The sequence below is a fragment of the Rudanella paleaurantiibacter genome, assembly GCF_009184635.1.
In the GTDB taxonomy this organism is placed as follows: domain Bacteria; phylum Bacteroidota; class Bacteroidia; order Cytophagales; family Spirosomataceae; genus Rudanella; species Rudanella paleaurantiibacter.
Genome location: NZ_WELI01000005.1, coordinates 704,909 through 723,963, shown reverse-complemented (window position 1 = coordinate 723,963; position 19,055 = coordinate 704,909). Strand labels below are relative to the sequence as shown.

Annotated in this window: 22 protein-coding genes; 16 read left to right on the top strand and 6 right to left on the bottom strand. The window is 51.2% G+C overall.

The features are described from left to right. Positions 1–16 precede the first annotated feature (16 nt). The 7 genes from F5984_RS26560 to F5984_RS15145 all read left to right on the top strand — a co-directional run bounded on the left by F5984_RS26560 (position 17) and on the right by F5984_RS15145 (position 3,091). Positions 17–178: a hypothetical protein gene (locus F5984_RS26560; protein WP_185155523.1), complete on the top strand. Its 162-nt coding sequence runs from the start codon at positions 17–19 to the stop codon at positions 176–178. A gap of 4 nt (positions 179–182) precedes the next feature. Continuing rightward, positions 183–785: a hypothetical protein gene (locus F5984_RS15170; protein ID WP_152125064.1), complete on the top strand. Its 603-nt coding sequence runs from the start codon at positions 183–185 to the stop codon at positions 783–785. Positions 786–866: 81 nt separating this feature from the next. Next, positions 867–1,604 carry a terminase small subunit gene (locus F5984_RS15165; protein WP_152125063.1) on the top strand — a complete coding sequence of 246 codons (738 nt, stop codon included), beginning with the start codon at positions 867–869 and terminating at the stop codon, positions 1,602–1,604. A 92-nt stretch (positions 1,605–1,696) separates the two neighbouring features. Continuing rightward, on the top strand, positions 1,697–1,906 hold the full coding sequence (locus F5984_RS15160; protein ID WP_152125062.1) for a helix-turn-helix domain-containing protein: 210 nt from the start codon (positions 1,697–1,699) through the stop codon (positions 1,904–1,906). 195 nt (positions 1,907–2,101) lie between these two features. Continuing rightward, the gene (locus tag F5984_RS15155; RefSeq protein ID WP_152125061.1) at positions 2,102–2,488 is read left to right on the top strand and encodes a hypothetical protein; all 387 of its coding nucleotides are present in this window, start codon (positions 2,102–2,104) and stop codon (positions 2,486–2,488) included. Further along, complete coding sequence (locus F5984_RS15150) at positions 2,469–2,813, top strand: hypothetical protein (protein WP_152125060.1); 345 nt, start codon at positions 2,469–2,471, stop codon at positions 2,811–2,813. The genes F5984_RS15155 and F5984_RS15150 overlap by 20 nt, the downstream gene beginning before the upstream one ends. Beyond that, entirely contained in the window at positions 2,810–3,091 is a 282-nt protein-coding gene (locus F5984_RS15145; protein WP_152125059.1) for a hypothetical protein, read from the top strand. The genes F5984_RS15150 and F5984_RS15145 overlap by 4 nt, the downstream gene beginning before the upstream one ends. Positions 3,092–3,225: 134 nt before the next feature. On the opposite strand, the gene F5984_RS15140 is transcribed toward F5984_RS15145, so the two are convergent. Then, on the bottom strand, positions 3,226–3,528 hold the full coding sequence (locus F5984_RS15140) for a helix-turn-helix transcriptional regulator (protein ID WP_152125058.1): 303 nt from the start codon (positions 3,526–3,528) through the stop codon (positions 3,226–3,228). A 51-nt stretch (positions 3,529–3,579) separates the two neighbouring features. Between F5984_RS15140 and F5984_RS15135 the strand changes: the two genes are divergently transcribed. After that, the gene (locus F5984_RS15135) at positions 3,580–4,260 is read left to right on the top strand and encodes a hypothetical protein (RefSeq protein WP_152125057.1); all 681 of its coding nucleotides are present in this window, start codon (positions 3,580–3,582) and stop codon (positions 4,258–4,260) included. Here the strand turns inward: F5984_RS15135 and F5984_RS15130 are convergent. Next, complete coding sequence (locus F5984_RS15130; RefSeq protein ID WP_152125056.1) at positions 4,240–5,169, bottom strand: hypothetical protein; 930 nt, start codon at positions 5,167–5,169, stop codon at positions 4,240–4,242. The genes F5984_RS15135 and F5984_RS15130 overlap by 21 nt on opposite strands. 723 nt (positions 5,170–5,892) lie before the next feature. Here F5984_RS15130 and F5984_RS15125 point away from each other — a divergent pair. From F5984_RS15125 to F5984_RS15095, 7 genes are all read left to right on the top strand, one after another. Then, positions 5,893–6,147, top strand: a complete 255-nt coding sequence (locus F5984_RS15125) for a hypothetical protein (protein ID WP_152125055.1) — start codon at positions 5,893–5,895, stop codon at positions 6,145–6,147. Positions 6,148–6,547: 400 nt separating this feature from the next. Continuing rightward, the gene (locus F5984_RS15120) at positions 6,548–7,060 is read left to right on the top strand and encodes a hypothetical protein (RefSeq protein ID WP_152125054.1); all 513 of its coding nucleotides are present in this window, start codon (positions 6,548–6,550) and stop codon (positions 7,058–7,060) included. Between the two features lie 301 nt (positions 7,061–7,361). Then, on the top strand, positions 7,362–8,228 hold the full coding sequence (locus F5984_RS15115; protein ID WP_152125053.1) for an STAS domain-containing protein: 867 nt from the start codon (positions 7,362–7,364) through the stop codon (positions 8,226–8,228). A gap of 11 nt (positions 8,229–8,239) precedes the next feature. Further along, positions 8,240–8,638: an STAS domain-containing protein gene (locus tag F5984_RS15110; protein ID WP_152125052.1), complete on the top strand. Its 399-nt coding sequence runs from the start codon at positions 8,240–8,242 to the stop codon at positions 8,636–8,638. Further along, positions 8,619–9,032 carry an anti-sigma regulatory factor gene (locus F5984_RS15105; protein WP_019990679.1) on the top strand — a complete coding sequence of 138 codons (414 nt, stop codon included), beginning with the start codon at positions 8,619–8,621 and terminating at the stop codon, positions 9,030–9,032. The genes F5984_RS15110 and F5984_RS15105 overlap by 20 nt, the downstream gene beginning before the upstream one ends. Beyond that, entirely contained in the window at positions 9,025–10,053 is a 1,029-nt protein-coding gene (locus F5984_RS15100) for an anti-sigma regulatory factor (protein WP_152125051.1), read from the top strand. Before F5984_RS15105 ends, F5984_RS15100 begins: the two co-directional genes overlap by 8 nt. Continuing rightward, positions 10,037–11,722, top strand: coding sequence for an ATP-binding protein (locus F5984_RS15095; RefSeq protein ID WP_246169025.1), 1,686 nt, complete (start codon positions 10,037–10,039; stop codon positions 11,720–11,722). Before F5984_RS15100 ends, F5984_RS15095 begins: the two co-directional genes overlap by 17 nt. A gap of 105 nt (positions 11,723–11,827) precedes the next feature. On the opposite strand, the gene F5984_RS15090 is transcribed toward F5984_RS15095, so the two are convergent. Beyond that, entirely contained in the window at positions 11,828–13,921 is a 2,094-nt protein-coding gene (locus tag F5984_RS15090) for a prolyl oligopeptidase family serine peptidase (protein WP_152125050.1), read from the bottom strand. 311 nt (positions 13,922–14,232) lie between these two features. Here F5984_RS15090 and F5984_RS15085 point away from each other — a divergent pair, with 311 nt between their 5' ends. Further along, positions 14,233–17,436: a ligand-binding sensor domain-containing protein gene (locus F5984_RS15085; RefSeq protein ID WP_152125049.1), complete on the top strand. Its 3,204-nt coding sequence runs from the start codon at positions 14,233–14,235 to the stop codon at positions 17,434–17,436. Here F5984_RS15085 and F5984_RS26980 read toward each other — a convergent pair. From F5984_RS26980 to F5984_RS15075, 3 genes are read right to left on the bottom strand one after another with little or no spacing between them, the layout of a single operon-like run. Continuing rightward, entirely contained in the window at positions 17,400–17,777 is a 378-nt protein-coding gene (locus F5984_RS26980; RefSeq protein ID WP_317163115.1) for a 2Fe-2S iron-sulfur cluster-binding protein, read from the bottom strand. The genes F5984_RS15085 and F5984_RS26980 overlap by 37 nt on opposite strands. Then, positions 17,737–18,459: an FAD-binding oxidoreductase gene (locus tag F5984_RS15080; RefSeq protein WP_317163114.1), complete on the bottom strand. Its 723-nt coding sequence runs from the start codon at positions 18,457–18,459 to the stop codon at positions 17,737–17,739. The genes F5984_RS26980 and F5984_RS15080 overlap by 41 nt, the downstream gene beginning before the upstream one ends. Before the next feature lie 3 nt (positions 18,460–18,462). Continuing rightward, on the bottom strand, positions 18,463–18,963 hold the full coding sequence (locus tag F5984_RS15075; RefSeq protein ID WP_152125048.1) for an NUDIX domain-containing protein: 501 nt from the start codon (positions 18,961–18,963) through the stop codon (positions 18,463–18,465). Positions 18,964–19,055 lie beyond the last annotated feature (92 nt).

Below are 19,055 nucleotides of genomic sequence, written 5' to 3'. Positions count from 1 at the left end.
TTAAACCAACGCCATCATGGCAAAAACTGAGAAAGAGCAGATCGAAGAGTTAGTAGATCTTTTGATTGGGCAAGACAAGCCAAACGAGCAGAAACAAGGCCAGGCTGAGCCGAAACAGAAGCCAAATGCCCGTAAAGAGGCAGACATAATTGTAGATCAACTTTTAAATCAAGCTTAATCCCATGAACAAAAGACTCATCCATTTCGACCAACAGAAATTCAACCGTGAACTGTCAGTCGTGAAACTTTCGATTGCCAAGCTGAGGAAGGCAATAGACGAAATTAACGCCATAGGCAGTTATCGTGTGACCAGTGGAGGCCTCAATGACTTCTTGCATAGCCATGGAGAAGTAATTCAGAAGGGGATTGAGAAGGCCGCAGAGACCGAACTGGAGAAAGCTGGTATCAAGAGCTCGAGTGTGCGGGCTGCTGCAATCAAGGGTGACATCGAAACCTTCTATAGAATCTACAATGCTTACAATGCACACCCTAAGCCAGAATATGAGGTAATCCGCTTCTATATCATTGGTGAAAACGGCGATGTTTCCATTGATCCAAAGACAGAAGAGGTGCTCCGTGAAGAGAACTCCCTTTACATCTCGACAGAGAAGGGAGAAGCGCTTTTTGACGCTCAGGAGCGTTTCTTGAACGCCCTCAACGACATTACAAAGCTTGTACCATCCATGAGATTCATGGTCAGCAGAGGTGTAGTTGAATACAATGAAGAGCAACGGACGTTTGTACCGTCTCTCTTGGACTATGACCGATTGACGACAAGGCAATAAACGAGTTGGTACCGAGGGAGGTGGGGCACTCACCTCCCAACCCTTTAACAAAAGTAGACCTCAAAGTAGACAAAAGTAGCTATGACGACCAAAGAGAGACGGTTTGTCGAAGAGTATATAATCAACAGCAATGCAACGACAGCAGCTATTCGGGCAGGATATTCGGAGAAGTCGGCCAAATACATTGGCTACCGGCTTCGACAGAATCCGATCATAGCCATGGCCATTTCAGAGCGGCTCAAAGAACTCTTCATGTCAGCCGAAGAAGCGGGCAAACACCTTTCTGATATTGCTCGTACAAGGCTAAATGATTACCTCATCGTTCGAAAAAAGCTCACTACGCCAACAGTCCGGAAGGGCTTACAGCAACTGATCGACGAACTGGACGCGGAGCGAGAGCTGGAAAAGGAGTTTGCCCGGGTGGCGGGTCTGGAAGGGAAAGAACTCGAGGCCCATCAGGCCGAACAGCGTAAGCGGGAATTGCAACGGCTCCGCTATGCTCTTGAGCTCAAGCGAAACCCCAATGGCTACCGTGATGTAGTTGGAGAGCCTTACTACGAAGATGTGGTAGAATTGGATCTTATCGGACTTAGCCAGGCTTACGAGCAGGGACGGATCAAGAAGTTATCGTTCAATGAGCATGGGCCGACGGTGGAGATGTATCCCGCAGATAAAGCTTTGCGGTACATTCTTCAGCTCACAGGAAGGTTGGTTCAAAGACACGAACACAGAGCCGAATTTGTGTCTGTCGATACCAGTGACCTCAACGAAGAAGAGAAAGCGTCTTTGGTTGAGCTGGCTCTAAAGGTGGTGAAGTAACGACCTTCATGAATTACCAGATTTTCTGGTAATTCATGAAGGTGACAATCTTCAGAATGATAACTTTGTATATATACAATATCAATTGAGCCATGTCAGAAATCATCGAGGAGGTCGGCCAAATCATACGTGAGGCAAGGAAAAAGCAAGGTTTCACTCAGAAGGAACTGGGTGAACGTTTGGGGCTTCAGCAGACGACGATCAACCGGTATGAGAAAGGGGGGCAAAACTTCACAATCGATACACTACAACGTATTGCTACCGCCTTGGAAACAGAAATCACAATAACCTTTAAACCTTGAGTTCTGACTATTGTATATATAACATATTTGTGGTATAATTGCCCTGTCAATGAAGGTCTGAAAAGGCGATACAGAACCGAAACGGTTGCCCGCTAAATGGTAAGACCCAGTTGACAGGATATAAAAAAGCCCCCAATGCTTAGTTCTTGGCGGAATGGCATAGGGGGCATGTCGAACATTTAACGTTTCAATCAAATGTCTACCCAACAAAACTATGGGGAAGGGGCAAACTTTGCAAGCCCTACTGCTCAAGCGGCCCAAAACAAGGCCCAAACGTTCCCATCAACGGATGATTGGCAAAGCCGCTTTCTGACGAAGCTAAATCGCAGCCGATTTGCGCAGGAAGATCTCTTCAATTTACTTCCTATAGTTGGTGACCTCCACGAGACTGGTATCCCGTTCCAGTTTATGCGTCGCATTTTCGAATACTGGCTTGAGAACGCACCGGTCGATATGAACATTGAGCGGAAAAACATCCGGGACTTCATGGGGCTGTTGGACCGTTTGCGCGAACTGGGTGAACGTACCCAGATACTTAACAACAGCACTGGCTTTCTAAACGATGCCCTCGGCCATGAGTGAGTTGAGTCGTGTGACATCCAACGGACAAGGTTCGTTCGGTGCCCAACTGCCACATGGATTAACCGGTATCGAACTGGCTATGATGGGAGCCAATTCGGGAGAGCGAGATGTTGTACTGGTGAAGAAAATCAGGACCGAGGGGTACAGAAAACTACGTGGTTACATTGTGGTGCTGACGGGTGAGGGGACAAATACTTTTTGCTCAGGACAGGTTGCTGAGGTAACCTCATCGTCGATCCGGTTTGTGTGTGGCAAAGAAGTTCCTTTGGAGGGGGTATCGGCTGTTTTGTCAATTCGCCACATTATCAATCGAGAAACGACATGAACCAGCCCGAAATTCAACCTGATGTGTATGCGCTTGAGAAAGAGCTGGTGCGTGAAGTAACCGACTTTCTTGCCAATGATCGGGCCTCAGGACCCATTGAGCTAATCAACTCCTTGGTCTATACCTGGGTATCATCAGGAGCGCCGGATATGACAACCAATAAAAGTCAGAGCACCCTCTTCGATTCGCATCTGCTGGTTAATTTTCTCAGTAGGCTGCAGGAATATGTACACGATATTGAAGTCGTTCAGATGCGTCAGGAAGCCCGCAAAGAATAGATAGAGGCATTGTAATTTTACAAACAGAATAGGAAAACGTGCCTTCATTCAACTGGGGGGATGTTTTCCCGTTTGTAATTCTACATTGATGACAGTTCAGAGTCTGCAAATCTCATTCCGATCATGCAGACGGGTCATTTAGTATGGCGATTTACCTTACCCGTTTGAAGCCATTCATCTATTTCACCCTGGCGGAACCAGATGCCGTCTTTTCCCTTCCGGTAGTATGGAAGACCTCTGCCACGGTAGTAGGCGAGAGTTGACGCACTCACACTAAGGTACTGGCAGGCCGCTTCTACATTCAGAAGTTGGTTTGCCAGTATTGCTTTGTTTTGCTGGATCAGAAGCTGCTCCACAGCTTTCAAAGCCTTGGTACAATCCGCAAGAGTACGCTCTTGGCGGTCGATCAGATCTTTGCTTAAAATGAAATACTCCATCGTTGAACAGTTCTTTATCGCAACCCGAAAACCACAGATATACTACAGATTATGACCAATCAAAATGAACACAGTAAGGCTAAGTCGTTGCTAAGAATGATGTCCATTCACCAAGCCGGCCATCTTGTAATGAGTGTTTTAGAGCAAAGCAAATACAGTGCTGGGAAAAGACCAATAAAGGTCACTGTTACCGAAAATGCCATTAATAAGGCCTACATCGAATGGAGCCAAAATGAGAGTCGTAAAGACCCTCAGCACTTGGAAGAGCCTGAGTTGCTGTTATACGCTAACCGTGCAGAAAATGCACAGTTGTGTAGGCCATACATAGATGAGCCCGAGCTGTCGCTGCACTGCCTTCTTATTTTGGCAGGACATGCTGCTGAGGATATTGAGGCTCCGGCTGAGGACGAAGAGATATTGAGTCGCGTCAGACGTGCGTTTGAAGTCAGCGAGATGTATGGTGTTGAAAATGATTTTTGGGAAGCTAAGAGACTACTTCTAGGGAAGTACAAAGACTGTGATGATCCGTCGGAGTATGCTATCACTGCCGGTATCCATCTGTACAGCGAAGCTGTCGACATTCTGAGTACTGAGCCGATCAGTGCCGCTGTTCGATACGTTGCTGATCAACTGGAGCAGAGAGAAGAGTTAGAAGGTGTCGAACTTGACAGGCTTCTTGCGGAGGTTGAGAAAATGGTAGAGTCTGCTCATTTAATTTTGGTTTGGCTCTAATTTTTCAATGTGGAGGTCATATATATACTTGTTTAATGGCTTGGTAAGCTCCCTGATGTAGGCTATTTGACTGTTCATCTCTTTTCTATTGTTGTCAACCGCCGATACTATATTTCTCATGTGATCAACCACTTTTGAATGTTGTATGGTCGCTCTTACTGAAATATTGAATAATTCCTGGTGGTGCTGATTCCCATGTTCTCTTACTATATTGAAGGTTGGCTGAACGAATATCTGATTAGATTCGTAGAGCCAAACTTGAAGTGGAGGAGAAGCATTATGATAATTTTGAAGGTTAACCGAGAGCTCCCGGATTTTACTTAATGCAATTTTTTCTCTTTCATCTAATTGGCGCCCAACAGTACTTTGTAGGTAAGCATTTGATGCTGATCTTAATTCCTCAATTAGATTTAGATATTGGTCTTTTGCCTGAATGAACTTTGGGGCCTCACTAACAAAATGTTCGGTAATTCTTTTGTATCCTTCATTCATTGTATTGTATATCAAGAATATTTCAACAAGCTTGTAGTTTTTCATTTGGCTAACGGAGGCCAAAAAGTATTCTTCCTGATTAATCTTGTTGGCTATAGCATTAATACTATGAGCTGGGTACAACCCAAAGCCTGGTAGGACGAAAGGATTTTCTTGGAAAGATCGGACGACATTAGTTGCTGTAGAATCAAAGGATTCAATCGCTTTGTATGAGTCTGTTATCAAGAAGTGAAGGTATTTCATCTTGCTTTGCTCTACCTCTATTTGTTTCGCCCTTTCATTCTTTCTTGCCAAGAAATCTTGGATGAAGAAACCAACAAGAGCCACAAAGGCACCGATAAAGGCAGCTTTCATGGTTGGATCATGCAATGAAAGCCATGAGAAAAAACGATTAAACCATTCTTGTGCTAAAAGCATAAATGTTCTCATAGTGATTGTGCTATTCTCTTTTTTGCGAGGATGTTACTAACCCCCAATACTAACTCTCATCACCCAACAACGTAGTGCTTTTTATATATGCAGGAACTTTAATGACTGCTATAAAAGAGCCGTCAATCATGTTATAAATTACGACCTCACTACTGCCAATAAAAATACTCTACTTTTCCACGGAAAATATCTGTCGATATAGAAAACTGGATCATTTTTGGGCACTATTTGTACCTTAATTTTAAATTTTCGTGTTAAATAATTGATAATCAGTTTATTTTTAATTTGTTAAGGATAAATTGAAGAGCACCGAAACGGCTCATTGATTACTCCCCAATTAATAAGCAGAAGCCCCGAAATGGGGCTTTTTGCGTTTTGGGGGAATTTGCTCCTCCTTAGTTTTGACTAAGTAGTAGATTGAGGTGGATAGGGGGATTTATTGTTAAGTAGTTTAATTATTTAGGGAAAATCTATCCTACGGGAAATCTGTACTAATCTTACTTACGTAGAACTTAGAATAGGCCCTGGAATCTACACTACCAGAAAATGCTTCAGGTTATGATCTGGTGATTTGGGTCTCACTTAAATTTTATGGGTTAGGTAGTGGTAGAGTCCAGCATCGCTGGTGCTGGACTCTCTGGAGTTTAGTAAATTAGTTCTTAAGAGCCCCACGACATGTCGGTAATATCCACCTTTCTAAATTTTAAGCGTATGCAAAACTCTACCGTTCCAAATGCAAGTAGCGTAGAGGCTGGACCTAAACGAGTTTACCTCTCTACGCTTGCAACCGGCGACTACTTCTACTTTGCCTTGTTGCCGCACCTGATTTACAAAGTAGTGCGAAAGTACCCCAATGTGTTTGTCATTAAACTGATCGATGACCCCAGGGCCAAACGGATCTCGTACTATCCCCGTCCCGCCGACATTGACCAAAACAAGGTGTGCCGAATCAGGCGGCCGGTATAACGTCTACGGGTGCGCGTTTCTCTCGTAAAGTAAAGTCGTATTGGTGATAGCCTCGAATAAGGATTGGTAACCACACACGGTTCAGCCAATAAAATAGCCGTTTGATACCCCGTTTAAAGCAATCCAGCCTGAGTAGTTAGTAGAGCACATTGGGTCTACCGTAATATTGTACAACAAACGGCCGGTAATCGGATCAACGACTCGCTTCTAAGGGATGGGTTCGGATAGGAAAACTGCTTCAATTATGCTGTTTCTGTTCGTGAAATTCTCACTTTTTGACTTTTTGTCTGTAAAGTCTGTGAAGTATTTACCGATAGATAAGAGGTGTAATTTTTTCTTGGTCTACCAGCCGAAATACACATTACTTTGCCACAATTAAACACGTAAATTGATTTCTCACATGAAAAAGATCTCACTTGCTTTTTTCTTCGTCGCAGCTCTCCTTCTTGGTAATACCGCTTTTGCTCAACTTGAAGTGGGTAAAGGATCAAAGTTTCTGAACGCCGGTATCGGTTTAGGAGGATGGGGTGGTATTGGTTATGCCGGTGGTATAGGCCTGGGGGCTTCCTTCGAGGTAGGCGTGGCTGACAACATTACGGTGGGTGCCATTGGCGCGTATAGAGGCTATAGTGGCTACGGCGCTTACTATAGCATTGGTGGTCGTGGTTCTTATCACTTTAATGAGATCCTGAAGATTTCGGAAGATAAGCTCGATGTGTACGCAGGCTTAGGGCTGATTTACAGTGGTTGGTCATGGAATGAAAGCTTTGCAGGTTTCCGTGGTTCATACGGCGGGGTAGGTTTGGGAGGCCACGTCGGTGCTCGCTACTTCTTCAAGCCAAATCTGGGTGCATTTGCCGAAGCAGGGTTTGGAGTGGCTCCTCTTCAGGTAGGTTTGTCGTTCAAGTTCTAATTCGGATATGTCTTTTCAAGAATGCAAAAGCCCCACCTGTGCACAGGTGGGGCTTTTGCATGAAGGCTGATCTTTATAGTAACCCTTTGGGATACCTTGGTGCACACGATTGGGCAGGCTTATCGAGTAAGTAATTTCACTTATACCTCTATGCCTTGTTTTGAATTAATTTCTTCAGAACAGTAACCAGTTAGTAACAAAACCCGCGTCGAAACGGTCAATAAAATCAGATTAGGTAACAAGTCGGTGCGTAGCTGTCAAAAATCACTACTTTTGGCAATCCTCCTACATCTACCAGGAAATGATTCATAAAATAGCCCAACTCCTCAAAACCAACAAAGCCCGACTGTTGGACGGCTGGTTTCAGAAACAATTAGCCAGTGAAACTCTCCGCGATGATTTAATGACCAACGATGAACTGCGGGCGCAGTCAGAAGAATTGGTCAACGCATTAACTAAAACGATCCACGAGGAAAATATTAGTCAGCCTGACTCCTCCGATTTCGATGAGGTATTCGAGATTCTGGCGGATATCACCGCGCAACGGGCCCGGCAGGGGTTTTCGCCCCGCGAAACCGGCCTCTTTATCTTTAGCCTTAAAGAAACTATACTCGATTTGCTGGCCGACCTCGGAGCCGACGATGAGGTTATGCTCTTTCAGGAGAGCCGGAAAGTGAGCCACCTGCTTGATAACTTCGCCATTATCACATTCGAGACATTCATCAAAAGTCGCGAGGAGGTGATTTTGCGGCAGACCGAGGAAATTAGTGATATTTCAACGCCGGTTATTCAGGTTTGGGACGGCATATTAGCCCTACCCATCATTGGTACACTCGACAGCGCCCGTACGCAGGTGGTAATGGAGAACCTGCTCCAGAAAATTGTGGATACGGGTAGTAGTATTGCCATTCTGGATATATCGGGGGTGCCTGCCGTCGATTCGCTCGTGGCCCAGCACCTGATCAAAACGGTGAGTGCTACCCGCCTGATGGGTGCCGATTGTATCATCAGCGGTATCCGGCCCGAAATCGCCCAAACCATTGTGCACCTGGGTATCGATTTGACCAATATCGTCACCAAAGCCTCGCTCGCCAGTGCACTCCGGTATGCGTTTGGGTTGCAACGGTTGACCGTTAAACGAGTGGAGACTGATAAAAAAGCCTTTTGAGGTAAGCCGGTATGGACAGAATTCCAATCCTGCGCATGGGGGCGTTTTTGCTCGTCACCATTCAGGTTGATTTATACGACCGGCTGGCCCTGAGCCTCGAAGCCGATTTGGTTGATATGGTGCACAAGACCGGTGCCCGTGGGGTGCTGATCGATATCTCGTCGGTTTCGATTGTCGACTCGTTTATGGGCCGTATTCTGGGCAATATCGCCAGTATGACCCGCGTACTCGACGCCGAGACCGTAGTGGTTGGGATGCAGCCTGCCGTAGCCATTACCCTGATCGAACTGGGTCTTTCGCTAAAAGGGGTGCACACGGCCCTCAATGTGGAGCGGGGAATGACCCTCCTGAACGATAAGTTTGGCCAGGATGATGAACTAGCTGGCGACGATGCTGACGACGCTGAGTAAAGATACTATGGCGATCATGCGCGAGCAGGACGTGGTACCGCTGCGAAACCGGGTCAAGGAGGTGGCCGTCAAGATCGGTATGGGGCTGGTAAACCAGACCAAACTGATTACAGCGGCCAGCGAGTTGGTGCGCAATATGCTCCGGTACGGTAATGGGGGCGACGTACTGATCGAAGTAGTAAGCAAAGGCCGCGAAGTGGGGGTTCGGCTCACATTTTCGGACCGGGGGCCGGGTATCCCCGATATTAATCTGGCTATGCAGGATGGCTATTCGACCGGGCGTAGCCTCGGACTCGGCCTGCCGGGTACCAAACGATTAATGAATGAATTTTCGATCCAGAGCACCGTGGGGCAGGGGACGGTTGTATCAATAGTGAAGTGGAAAAATGGATAACTCCCCGCACGAACGATTATTGGCGTCGGATCGAAGTTATGTGGCTTCGCTAAAAAAACGGATTAGTCATATTGCCGCTGGCATAGGCTTTTCGGCGCAGCGCCTGGCCGAAATAGACCTGGTCGTGGCCGAAATGGCTTCCAACCTAATCAAACATGCCGGTGGGGGCGAGATGCTCGTTCGCCATATCCGAACGCCCGGTTATACGGGGCTCGAACTAATCAGCATTGACAAAGGGCCGGGTATTGCCGACCCGAGCCGTATGTTTCAGGACGGCGTGTCGACCGCTGGTACCCTGGGCCACGGGCTGGGGGCTATCAAACGCCTGTCGGACCTGGCGCAACTGTATTCGATTAAAGGCTGGGGGACTATTCTGCTGGTTCGAATTTTTCTGAAACCACCGCTCAATACGCCATCAGGGTTTGAGTTTCGGTCGTTGCTGGTGCCTAAACCGGGTGAAGAAGTTAGCGGGGATGGCTGCTATGTAAAGCAGACGCCGGGGCATATCAAACTGCTGCTGGGCGACGGCCTGGGGCACGGCCCCGAAGCCAACAAAGCAGTTCAGGCGGCTATCCAGGCGTTTCGGGTTTGCCCCGACCATCAGCCGGCTGCCATTGTTCGACACATGCACCAGTCGGTCAGCAAAACCCGTGGGTTGGTTGGGTCGGTTGTGGTGTATGACTGCCAGACCCACCAATGGAACTGGTGCGGAGTTGGAAACATCACGACCCGGCTGAGCGGTGCTATGACCGCCAAAAACTTTTTACCTTACAACGGCATCATCGGCATGAATGTGCCGACTACGCTCAACAATCACGTGCTACCTTTTGAGCGCGGGCAGTTGCTTATCATGTGCTCCGACGGCCTGCATACCCGTTGGGACCATACCCGTTACCCGCTTATCCATCGGTACGATTTAACCATCCTGGCTGCCGCCTTATACAAAGATTATGCGCGGCAAACGGATGATACTTCTTTATTTGTGGGACGAATTCAGCGAGACTATGGAGGAATTAGCTAAAGTGGCGCTCGATAATGAGATGGACCTGATTCTGGCCCATAAACGAACCATGAAACTGGCCGAGCTGGCGGGTCTTTCACTGGCGACCCAAACGTCGTTTGCCACGGCGGTGTCGGAGGTGGGGCGCTACGCACTCGAAGCGGGTTCAACGCCCCAGCTGACTCTGTGCGCGAGCGTGTCCCGGAAAGGGCAGTATCTGGTAGCTCGTATTGAAGACGGTCAACTGGTGGTACCCAATCCGCTTAGCCAGGGTATGCTCAACGCCCGGCGGCTCGTTGAAAAGCTGGAAATCACCAACTCAGGTACCGGGAGCCTTATCTGCCTGTACTGCCCCCTGCCAGCGTCGCGGACCATCACGCCCGAGCATTTTGAACGCTGGCGGGCTCAGTTTTACGCCGACCGACCCCTGTCGGCCTACGACGAGATAAAGAAGAAAAATGAGCAGTTGCAGAACCTCGCCGACCGGCTTCAGGATAGCGAACAGCACTACAAACGGGTAACCGACTCGTTGCCACTCGTCATTTTTACGGCCAACCAGATGGGGCAGTTGCTGTACGCCAACGCCTGGTTGAAAGAGCTAACGGGGTACTCGTTGCCAATGCTCAACCAAACCAAATGGGCGAAGGTAATCCACCCCGACGATTACGCTGATTTCTGGAAACAGTGGAACCGGCAAACCGCCGAGCGGCTGTCGTTTCAGTACGAGTGCCGTATTCGAGAGGCCGTTACGGGCGCGTACCAATGGCACCTGTTCACGGCCAAGCCCATTCCGGGCGATTTTGGTAGTGTAGCGGCCTGGACGGGCTTTGTGGTGAATATTCACGCTCAGAAAATTGTGGGGCAAACCCTGCGCGAAAACGAAGAGCTGGCGCAGGCCAAGGCAAGCCTCGAAAAATCGCAGACAGAACTGGAAAAAACCGTTCGGGAGCTGAACCGGAGTAACGAATACTTACAACAGTTTGCCTACGTAGCCAGCCACGATTTGCAGGAGCCCCTGCGTAAAATCGTGTCGTTCGGTACCATGCTGAACGATCAGTTTTCGCCCGATCTCAACCCCACGGGTCGCGATTTTCTGGAGCGTATGCTGGGGGCTTCGCGCCGAATGTCGCTGCTGATTAAGGAGTTACTGGCTTACTCCCGATTGACTACCCAACGGGTGCCATTCCGGGAGGTGCCGTTGTTGGATCTGACAGCCGAGGTCCTCGATGACCTGGCCTTACTGGTCGAGGAAAGCCAGGCGCAGGTGTTTGTTAGCGAGCTGCCCGTGGTGCCCGGCGACCCTACGCAGCTTCGGCAACTGTTTCAGAATTTGCTGAGTAATGCCTTGAAATTCCGGCGGCTTGAGGCCGTTGAACCACCGGTGCAGCCCGTTGTGCGGGTCGAAACACACTGGGTAAACCCGGACGAGTTACCAGTGCAGCTCGCCAACCGGGCCGACCGGCGCTTTTGCCGGATTGATGTGATCGACAACGGAATTGGGTTCGATGCCCAGTACAGCGATCAGATTTTTCAGATGTTTCAGCGCCTGAACCCCAAAAATCACTACAGTGGGTCGGGGGTGGGGTTGGCCATAGCCCGCAAGGTGGCCGAAAACCACGAAGGGCTCATTCTAACATCGAGTCAAGCAGGGGCAGGGAGCACCTTTAGCGTGTACTTACCTACCGAATAGAAGCATCCCCATTTTTTCTGGATAGAACAAAAGCGGGTCGGCCTGAAAGGCCGACCCGCTTTTGCTTGCCCAAACAGGCGCTTGCGGCACCAATGTTTGAACGGGTTATTTCTGCGCTACTTCGCGGAGGCTTTTCACGCCCATGTTCCAGAGAATAAACGCGTAGGTGTCGGCGGTCGACTCAATCGCTTTTTTGGTGTTGCTGGCACCGTGCCCGGAGTTGGTATCAATCCGAATAAGCATCGGGTTTGCTCCTTTATAGGCAGCTTGCAGCGCGGCTGCGTACTTAAACGAGTGCGCAGGAACCACCCGGTCGTCGTGGTCGGCAGTGGTGACCATCGTAGCGGGGTAATTTACGCCCGGCTTAATGTTGTGCAGGGGCGAGTAGCCGTACAAGGTCTTGAATTCCTCGGCATTGTCGCTGCTACCATAGTCGGCAATCCAGTTCCAGCCGATGGTAAACTTGTGGAACCGGAGCATATCCATCACACCCACCTGCGGAATAGCCACCTTAAACAGTTCAGGGCGCTGGTTCATCACGGCTCCCACGAGCAAACCGCCGTTTGAGCCACCGTTGATAGCGAGCTTCTCGGGTGAGGTGTATTTCTGCCCGATCAGGTATTCAGCAGCGGCAATGAAATCATCGAACACGTTCTGTTTTTTGAGCTTCATGCCTTGTTCATGCCACTTCTCGCCGTACTCGCCACCCCCGCGGAGGTTCGCCTGCGCGTACACGCCCCCCTGCTCCAGAAAACCGATGCGAAGCGGGCTGAACGAAGGCGGCAGGCTGATGTTAAAACCACCGTATCCGTACAACAGAGTGGGGTTGGTGCCGTCGAGTTTGATGCCCTTTTTGTAGGTGATAAACATGGGCACGCGGGTGCCGTCTTTGCTGGTGTAAAAAACCTGCTTGGTTTCGTAGTCGGTGGGCGTAAAATCAACCTCCGGCTGGCGGAAAACCGTGCTGTTTTTACCTGCCAGGTCGTAGCGGTAGATGGTCGGCGGAAACGTAAACGACGTAAACGTGAAGAACACAAATTTGTCGTCGCGCTCACCGCCGAAGCCGCTTACCGTACCCACGCCGGGCAACTGAATCTCGTTTTCGAGCTTGCCTTTGCGGTCGTACACATATACCCGTGAGGTAACGTCTTTCGAGTAGTTGGCAAACAGTTTACCCCCGGCTACGCCCACACTCGCCAACGGCTCTGGTTTTTCGGGCAGCAGTACGGTTGTCGTTTTGGTTTTGGGCTCAAACCGAATCAGCTTACCATTGGGGGCATCGGCATTGGTTTCGATCAAAAACGCGTCGTCATCATTGTCGATAAAGTTGTAGCGGGCATCGGTGATTTCGGTAATGGCGGGCATAAATGTTTTGTGCCCCGCTTTAGCGTCCATGTAATACAGGGCGTTCCCATCCTTGCCTTTACCCCGGTCGCTCACCGACATCACGGCAAATCGCTCATCTTCGGAGGTTTCAACCGTATGGAACCGTTGCGGATTTTTGGGGTCTTCGTACACAAGCCGGTCGGCCGATTGGGGCGTATTGAGGGCATGGTAGAAAACCTGGTGATTCTCGTTTTTGGCGGCCAATGCGCTCCCGTCGGGCTTCGGGTACCGGCTGTAGAAAAAGCCGTTGCCCTGCCAGGCCACCCCGGATACTTTCACCCATTCAATTTTTTCGGGCAGGTATTGCTTGGTGCGAAGGTCCATAATCTGGTACTCGTTCCAGTCGGAACCACCCTTTGAGGTGCCCACTACCGCATAGTTGCCATCTTTAGAGAGGCTAAATGCCGACAGCCGGGTGGTACCATCGGCCGACAGTTTGTTGGGGTCGAGGACCACTTCGGGCGTGCCGTTGAGCCCTTTCTGGCGGTACAGCACCGATTGATTTTGTAGGCCGTCGTTTTTCGAGAAGTAAAACCAATCGCCTTTGCGCGAGGGGGCCGAGTACTTGGGATAGTTGTAAATTTTCTCGAGTCGGCTTTGCAATTGGGTCCGGTAGGGAATCTGCTCCAGGTACCCGAAGGTCACTTTGTTCTGGGCCTTTACCCACTCACCGGTTTCGGCCGAACGGTCGTCTTCGAGCCAACGGTAGGGGTCTTTCACCGCCGTACCGTGGTAGTTGTCGGTCTGGTCGGTTTGGCGGGTAGTTGGGTACGCGAGGGGCTGGGCAAGCGCGGCTGTGGTTCCTGCCATCATGCAGAATAAGGTAGTTGATTGAATAAAACTCGCCATTGTTGATGAGGGTTGGACGTTTTTCCAAAGTTCGTGAAAATAGACGAATGGTAAAGAGTGAATGAGCGAAAGAGTGAATGAGCGAAAGAGTGCGGCCGCGTGTGGTAAAGAGTGAAAGAGCGAATACCAGTTTGGGAGCATAGCCAGGAACCAAAAACAATAAACCACAAACAATAAACCTCACTGCAGAAATGCCTTAAATACTAATACGGGCCTTTGTTTTTTGGGGTTTACGGGCTAAAAACATAACTTGAGCGTTGTTCAACGCACCCGATATGTCCATCTCGCTCTGCTCTTTTGGGCGCACCTTGCTGGTAGCCAGTATATTGCTGTGTCTGGTGGGGAGTGCGCGTGGGCAAGGTTTTCGGGTCGATCATATCGGAGTTGCGCAGGGGCTTACCCAGGGGTCTGTGTATTACATGCACAAAGACAGTCGCGGGTTTATGTGGTTTGGCACACAGGACGGCCTGAATCGGTACGACGGCCACACGTTCAGAACCTTTCGGCCGGCCCCCGTTGCGGGTAGTAGCCAGCGAACCCGGTCCTCGCTCAACCGGCCAACGCCCAGCGCCATTCACGGAATAAACATCATGGGCATTGTCGAAACGCCCAACGGCGACCTGTGGGTGGGAACCGAGGAGGGCCTGAACCGATACGACCGCCTGCACGACCGATTTACCTGCCTGAAACCCCAACATCCTAAAACGGGGCTTCCGGTCAATAGCCGCACACTGCCTTTTTTTGCCGATCAGGACGAGCTGCTGTACCTGAGCGATACCGAGGGGCTGGTGTCACTTCATTGGCAGACGCTCCAGAAACAGGTGCTCGACCCAACGCTCAAACCGGCACAGGAGTACGACCTGCAAAGCTCGACCGTTCGGACGCCGGCGGGCGATGTGTGGTTGCACGCAGCCAAAGGCGTTATCCGGTACAACCTGAAAGAACGGCGGGCGCATACGTATTTTAGCGATGGACCCGCTAATGAGGCCGGTACTCCCTTGGCCATTTTTTCGTTTTATGTTGATAAAAACGGCGTTGCCTGGCTCGGAACGGCTACTAATCTGATTCGGTTCGACCACCGGACCTGTGCGTACAAAGCTTATCAGCTTGGCCCTAAACGACCTATTAGCCCGGTTTACAGTCTGGCCGAAGACCAAACCAACCTGCTCTGGATGGGCACGCAGGCCAACGGCTTGCTCTACTTCGACAAACGAACTGAGCGGTTCGGAGCCATCACGCATTTCACCAACAGTAATCACCGGCTTCGGACCTACGAGATTAGCAAAGTGTACGTCGACGATCAGGGCATTGTGTGGGCCAACGTCGACCCTGACGGACTGGCGCGGGTGGTGCCCAACTCGTTTCTGTTTGAGGGAATGCTCAAAAGCAAGCAATCGGGCGATCCGGCCATTGACCCGCTCCACCAGTTGAGCAACTATTCTATCCGGGCGTTTCTGGAAGAGTCGCCCCGGCGAATTTGGGTGGCTACCGAAAAGGGTATCAACGTGTTTGACCCGGTTACGAAACAGATTGTTGAGCGGTACCTGACCGACAGTGAGCGTAGTGCGTTGCCCATGCACAACTTCATTAAGTCGATTTACCGCGATTGGCGCGGCAAAATCTGGATTGGCTCCATCGGCGGGGCCATGTGTTTTGACCCGGTCCGCAAATCGGTCGAGCTGGTTCCGTTTCCGTCGCGGTTCAATAGCCTGGTCGCTGCCAACTACGTCCGAAATCTGGTGTCTATTGACAGCAGCACCCTGGCAGCCGCCACCGAAGACGGCCTGTACACCCTCCACCTGCCGGGCAAAACCTGGGTGCGTGAGCCGGTTCTGCCCCATAAAAACCTGTTTAGTTTTTGGTTCGATGCGGCACGGCGGCAGCTCTGGATTGGTATGTACCTGCACGGGTTTGCGGTGTACCAGTTGCCCCCGGCTGGTAAGTCGGGGCCCTGGCGGCAGATTCGACTCGGCCTGGAAGGGGCTACGGTGCTGCACATTCAGGACGATCCGAAACGCCCTATTGTCTGGATTTCAACCAACCGGGGATTGGGCGCTTACAACCGGCAAACCGGTAAAATTCAGCTGTATGGCGAAGGGCAGGGGCTGGCTAACTCGTTTGTGTACGGAGCCTTGTGTGATACGCTTGGAAAAGTATGGGTAAGCACCAACCGGGGCATCTCCCGGCTAGACCCCGAAAAAGCGGTGTTCAACAATTTTAAGCTAACCGATGGCCTGCAAGGCTATGAGTTCAACGGAAACGCCCTGATGCGCTCGTCGGACGGGCGGCTGTATTTTGGGGGCGTCAATGGGTTCAACTACTGCCAACCCGAAGCCTACCACAGCAGCCGATTCAATCCGAGGGTGCATATCTATAACCTGAAAATCAATGAAGAGCCCTTTGCCCCCGGCAATCGGTATGTGGGCGAGGTGAACGAGATCGACCTGAGCCACGAACAGAATACTATTTCGCTCGAATTCAACGCGCTCGACAACACGAGTACTGGTTACAATACCTATCAGTACCAGATGACCGGGTACGAAGACCGGTGGGTGCAGGTTGGCGATAATAATTACGTGCGATACGCTAACCTGCCACCCGGCGATTATACGTTTCAGGTTAAAGCGGCCAACAAAGACAACCACTGGAGCCATCATGTGCGGCAGTTACACATCCGAATTCGGCCGCCGTTCTGGAGTACCTGGCCCTTTATCTTGCTGGCGCTGGGCTCGTTGAGTGGTCTGATTCTCTGGTATGTGCGCCATCGCGAAGCGCTGATTCGGCAGAAAGAAGCCGAACGGGTACGGTTAGCATACGATGTGCAGGAACAAACCAAAAAAAGCATTGCCCGCGATTTGCACGACGAAATCGGGACCCGGCTGGCTACGCTCAAGCTGTACACCAGCCAACTGGTGCAGCATACCCCCGAATCGAGCGCCATTCGCACGATCAAGGCCAATATGTTTGGCCTCATTAACGACACGATCACCGATGTGCGCAACCTGCTTCGGAAACTTGATCCCCAAACCCTGGAGCGACACGGCTACCTGGCGGCCGTTGAGGAGTTGTTTGACCGGGTCAATGCCACCGAAACCGTGAAAATGACCCTCAACGTGGTGCAGGCTCCCGCCCGTTTATCGAAAGATACGAGTCTGATGCTGTACCGGATTACGCAGGAGTTGCTCAACAACTCGCTCAAACACGCGTCAGCCGAACACATCGGCCTGGTGGTGAAAGCACAGGAAGGTAGTTTGCAGCTTGAGTACAGCGACGATGGTAAGGGGTTCGATTACGACCGCAGCGGCCGAGGGCTGGGCATCGGCAACATTGAGTCGCGGGTGGCTATGCTACACGGTCGAATCAACTGGCAAACCCAACCCGGTAAAGGTACCAAAGCTATTATCGACGTACCTATTCGCGGTGTCGACAATACCTCTGAGCCTCAGAGTTCAATCACTACCCCGTCGGTGTCGGGGTAACCCGTGCAGGTGAGTACCCAGCCGTCGGCAAGGTCGCGTTCAGTCAGCACATCGTTGATGGTCATCTGCACCCGCCCCGCCGTGCAACGGGCTGCGCACGACGAACACCGCCCACCCCGGCAGCTGTAAGGTAGCCGAATGCCCGCATCCAGCGCGGCTTGCAAAATCGAGACGTAGGCCGGCACCTCAATATCTATCTCACGGCCTGAGAGCCGAAGACGCACCGTTCGATCCTGCGCGAGTACTGGGGCCGGTGTTTTGGGCAGCGGCTCAACCACGAAGTTTTCGCGCCGAAGTTGCTCAGCCTGCATACCCGACACCAGCAGGGTAAACTGAACCATACGCATGTAATCGGCCGGGCCGCAGATAAACACCCGGGCGCGCACGGTCGTGGTGCAGCAGGGTCGGAAGCAGCATTTCGAGCCGGGTGTTGCTCAACCGGCCGGGGAGCACGGTGTCCTGGGGCAGTGCGTCGTCGGAGTCAGGCTGGCTGAGTACATAAAGTAGCCGAAACCGATGGGGGTAGGCCCTGTGTAGCCGGTTTAGTTCGTCCCGAAAAATAATGCCCGATGCACGTGGGTTGCTATACACCAGCGTTACCTGGCTCTGCGGCTCGTTGGTGAGGGCTTGTCGCAGGATCGGCAGGATCGGTGTAATGCCGCTGCCCGCCCCAAACAGCAGAATGTCGCGGGTGGGACCGTCGGGTTGCGTATCGAGCACAAACCGACCGGCTGGCGGCAGGCTGTTGAGTTGGTCGCCCACGGCCAGTGTGTCGAGCAGGTGGCGCGAAATATCGCCGTTGGCCACTCGCTTGATAGTGATTCGAATCCCCTCGGCGGGTAGTGAACTAATTGAGTACGAGCGCCGGGCTTCGTGCCCATGAAATGGTACGAGCAGGGTTAGGAACTGTCCCGGCCGGAAAGACATCGGCTGTTGGTCGGTTGGTTCGAGCCAGTAGCTGCGGGTATCGGTGGTTTCCTGAACCCAGCGGGTTACGCGGAGGGTGCGTTGCAGGTCGGTCATAGGTCAGGCGTTGATTCCTCGCTTGGCCAGCCACTCCTTCACGGCCGGGCCGGTGCCAAACGGCCAGGGTTTCAGCTCCGAAATCGGAACGAGTCTAATGGCCTGCAACTCGGTTTCGTCCATTCGGATAGTGCCCGTGGCCCGTACGTGGTAGGTGAAAATAATCTCGTTGCGCTGGTAGAACGTGTATATCCCCAGAAACTCGACTATTTCGGTTTGGGTAAGCCCCAGCTCCTCCTCAATTTCGCGCAGAATGGCGTGGGCCGGCTCTTCGCCCTGTTCCAGAAAGCCCGTCACAATGCCGAACCAGTGGGCGGGCCAGCCAATATTTTGGGTGAGCACCACAGTATCGTTATCGTACTCAACAATGGCACCAACTACCGGCAGTGGGTTATTGTAGAAAATATAGCCGCAGGGTTTTGAGCAAATCAGCCGCGACCGGCCACTTGCTTCTCCTTCAACCAATGGGCTGGCGCACTGCGGGCAAAAGTTCATTCTGGGCATACGTGGGGTTGAGTTGGGTTTTTCTGGTAACAACCAAACAGGCATCAACGGCCCACAAAGTAGGAAGATTTATGGGCAGATTGAGCAACTGA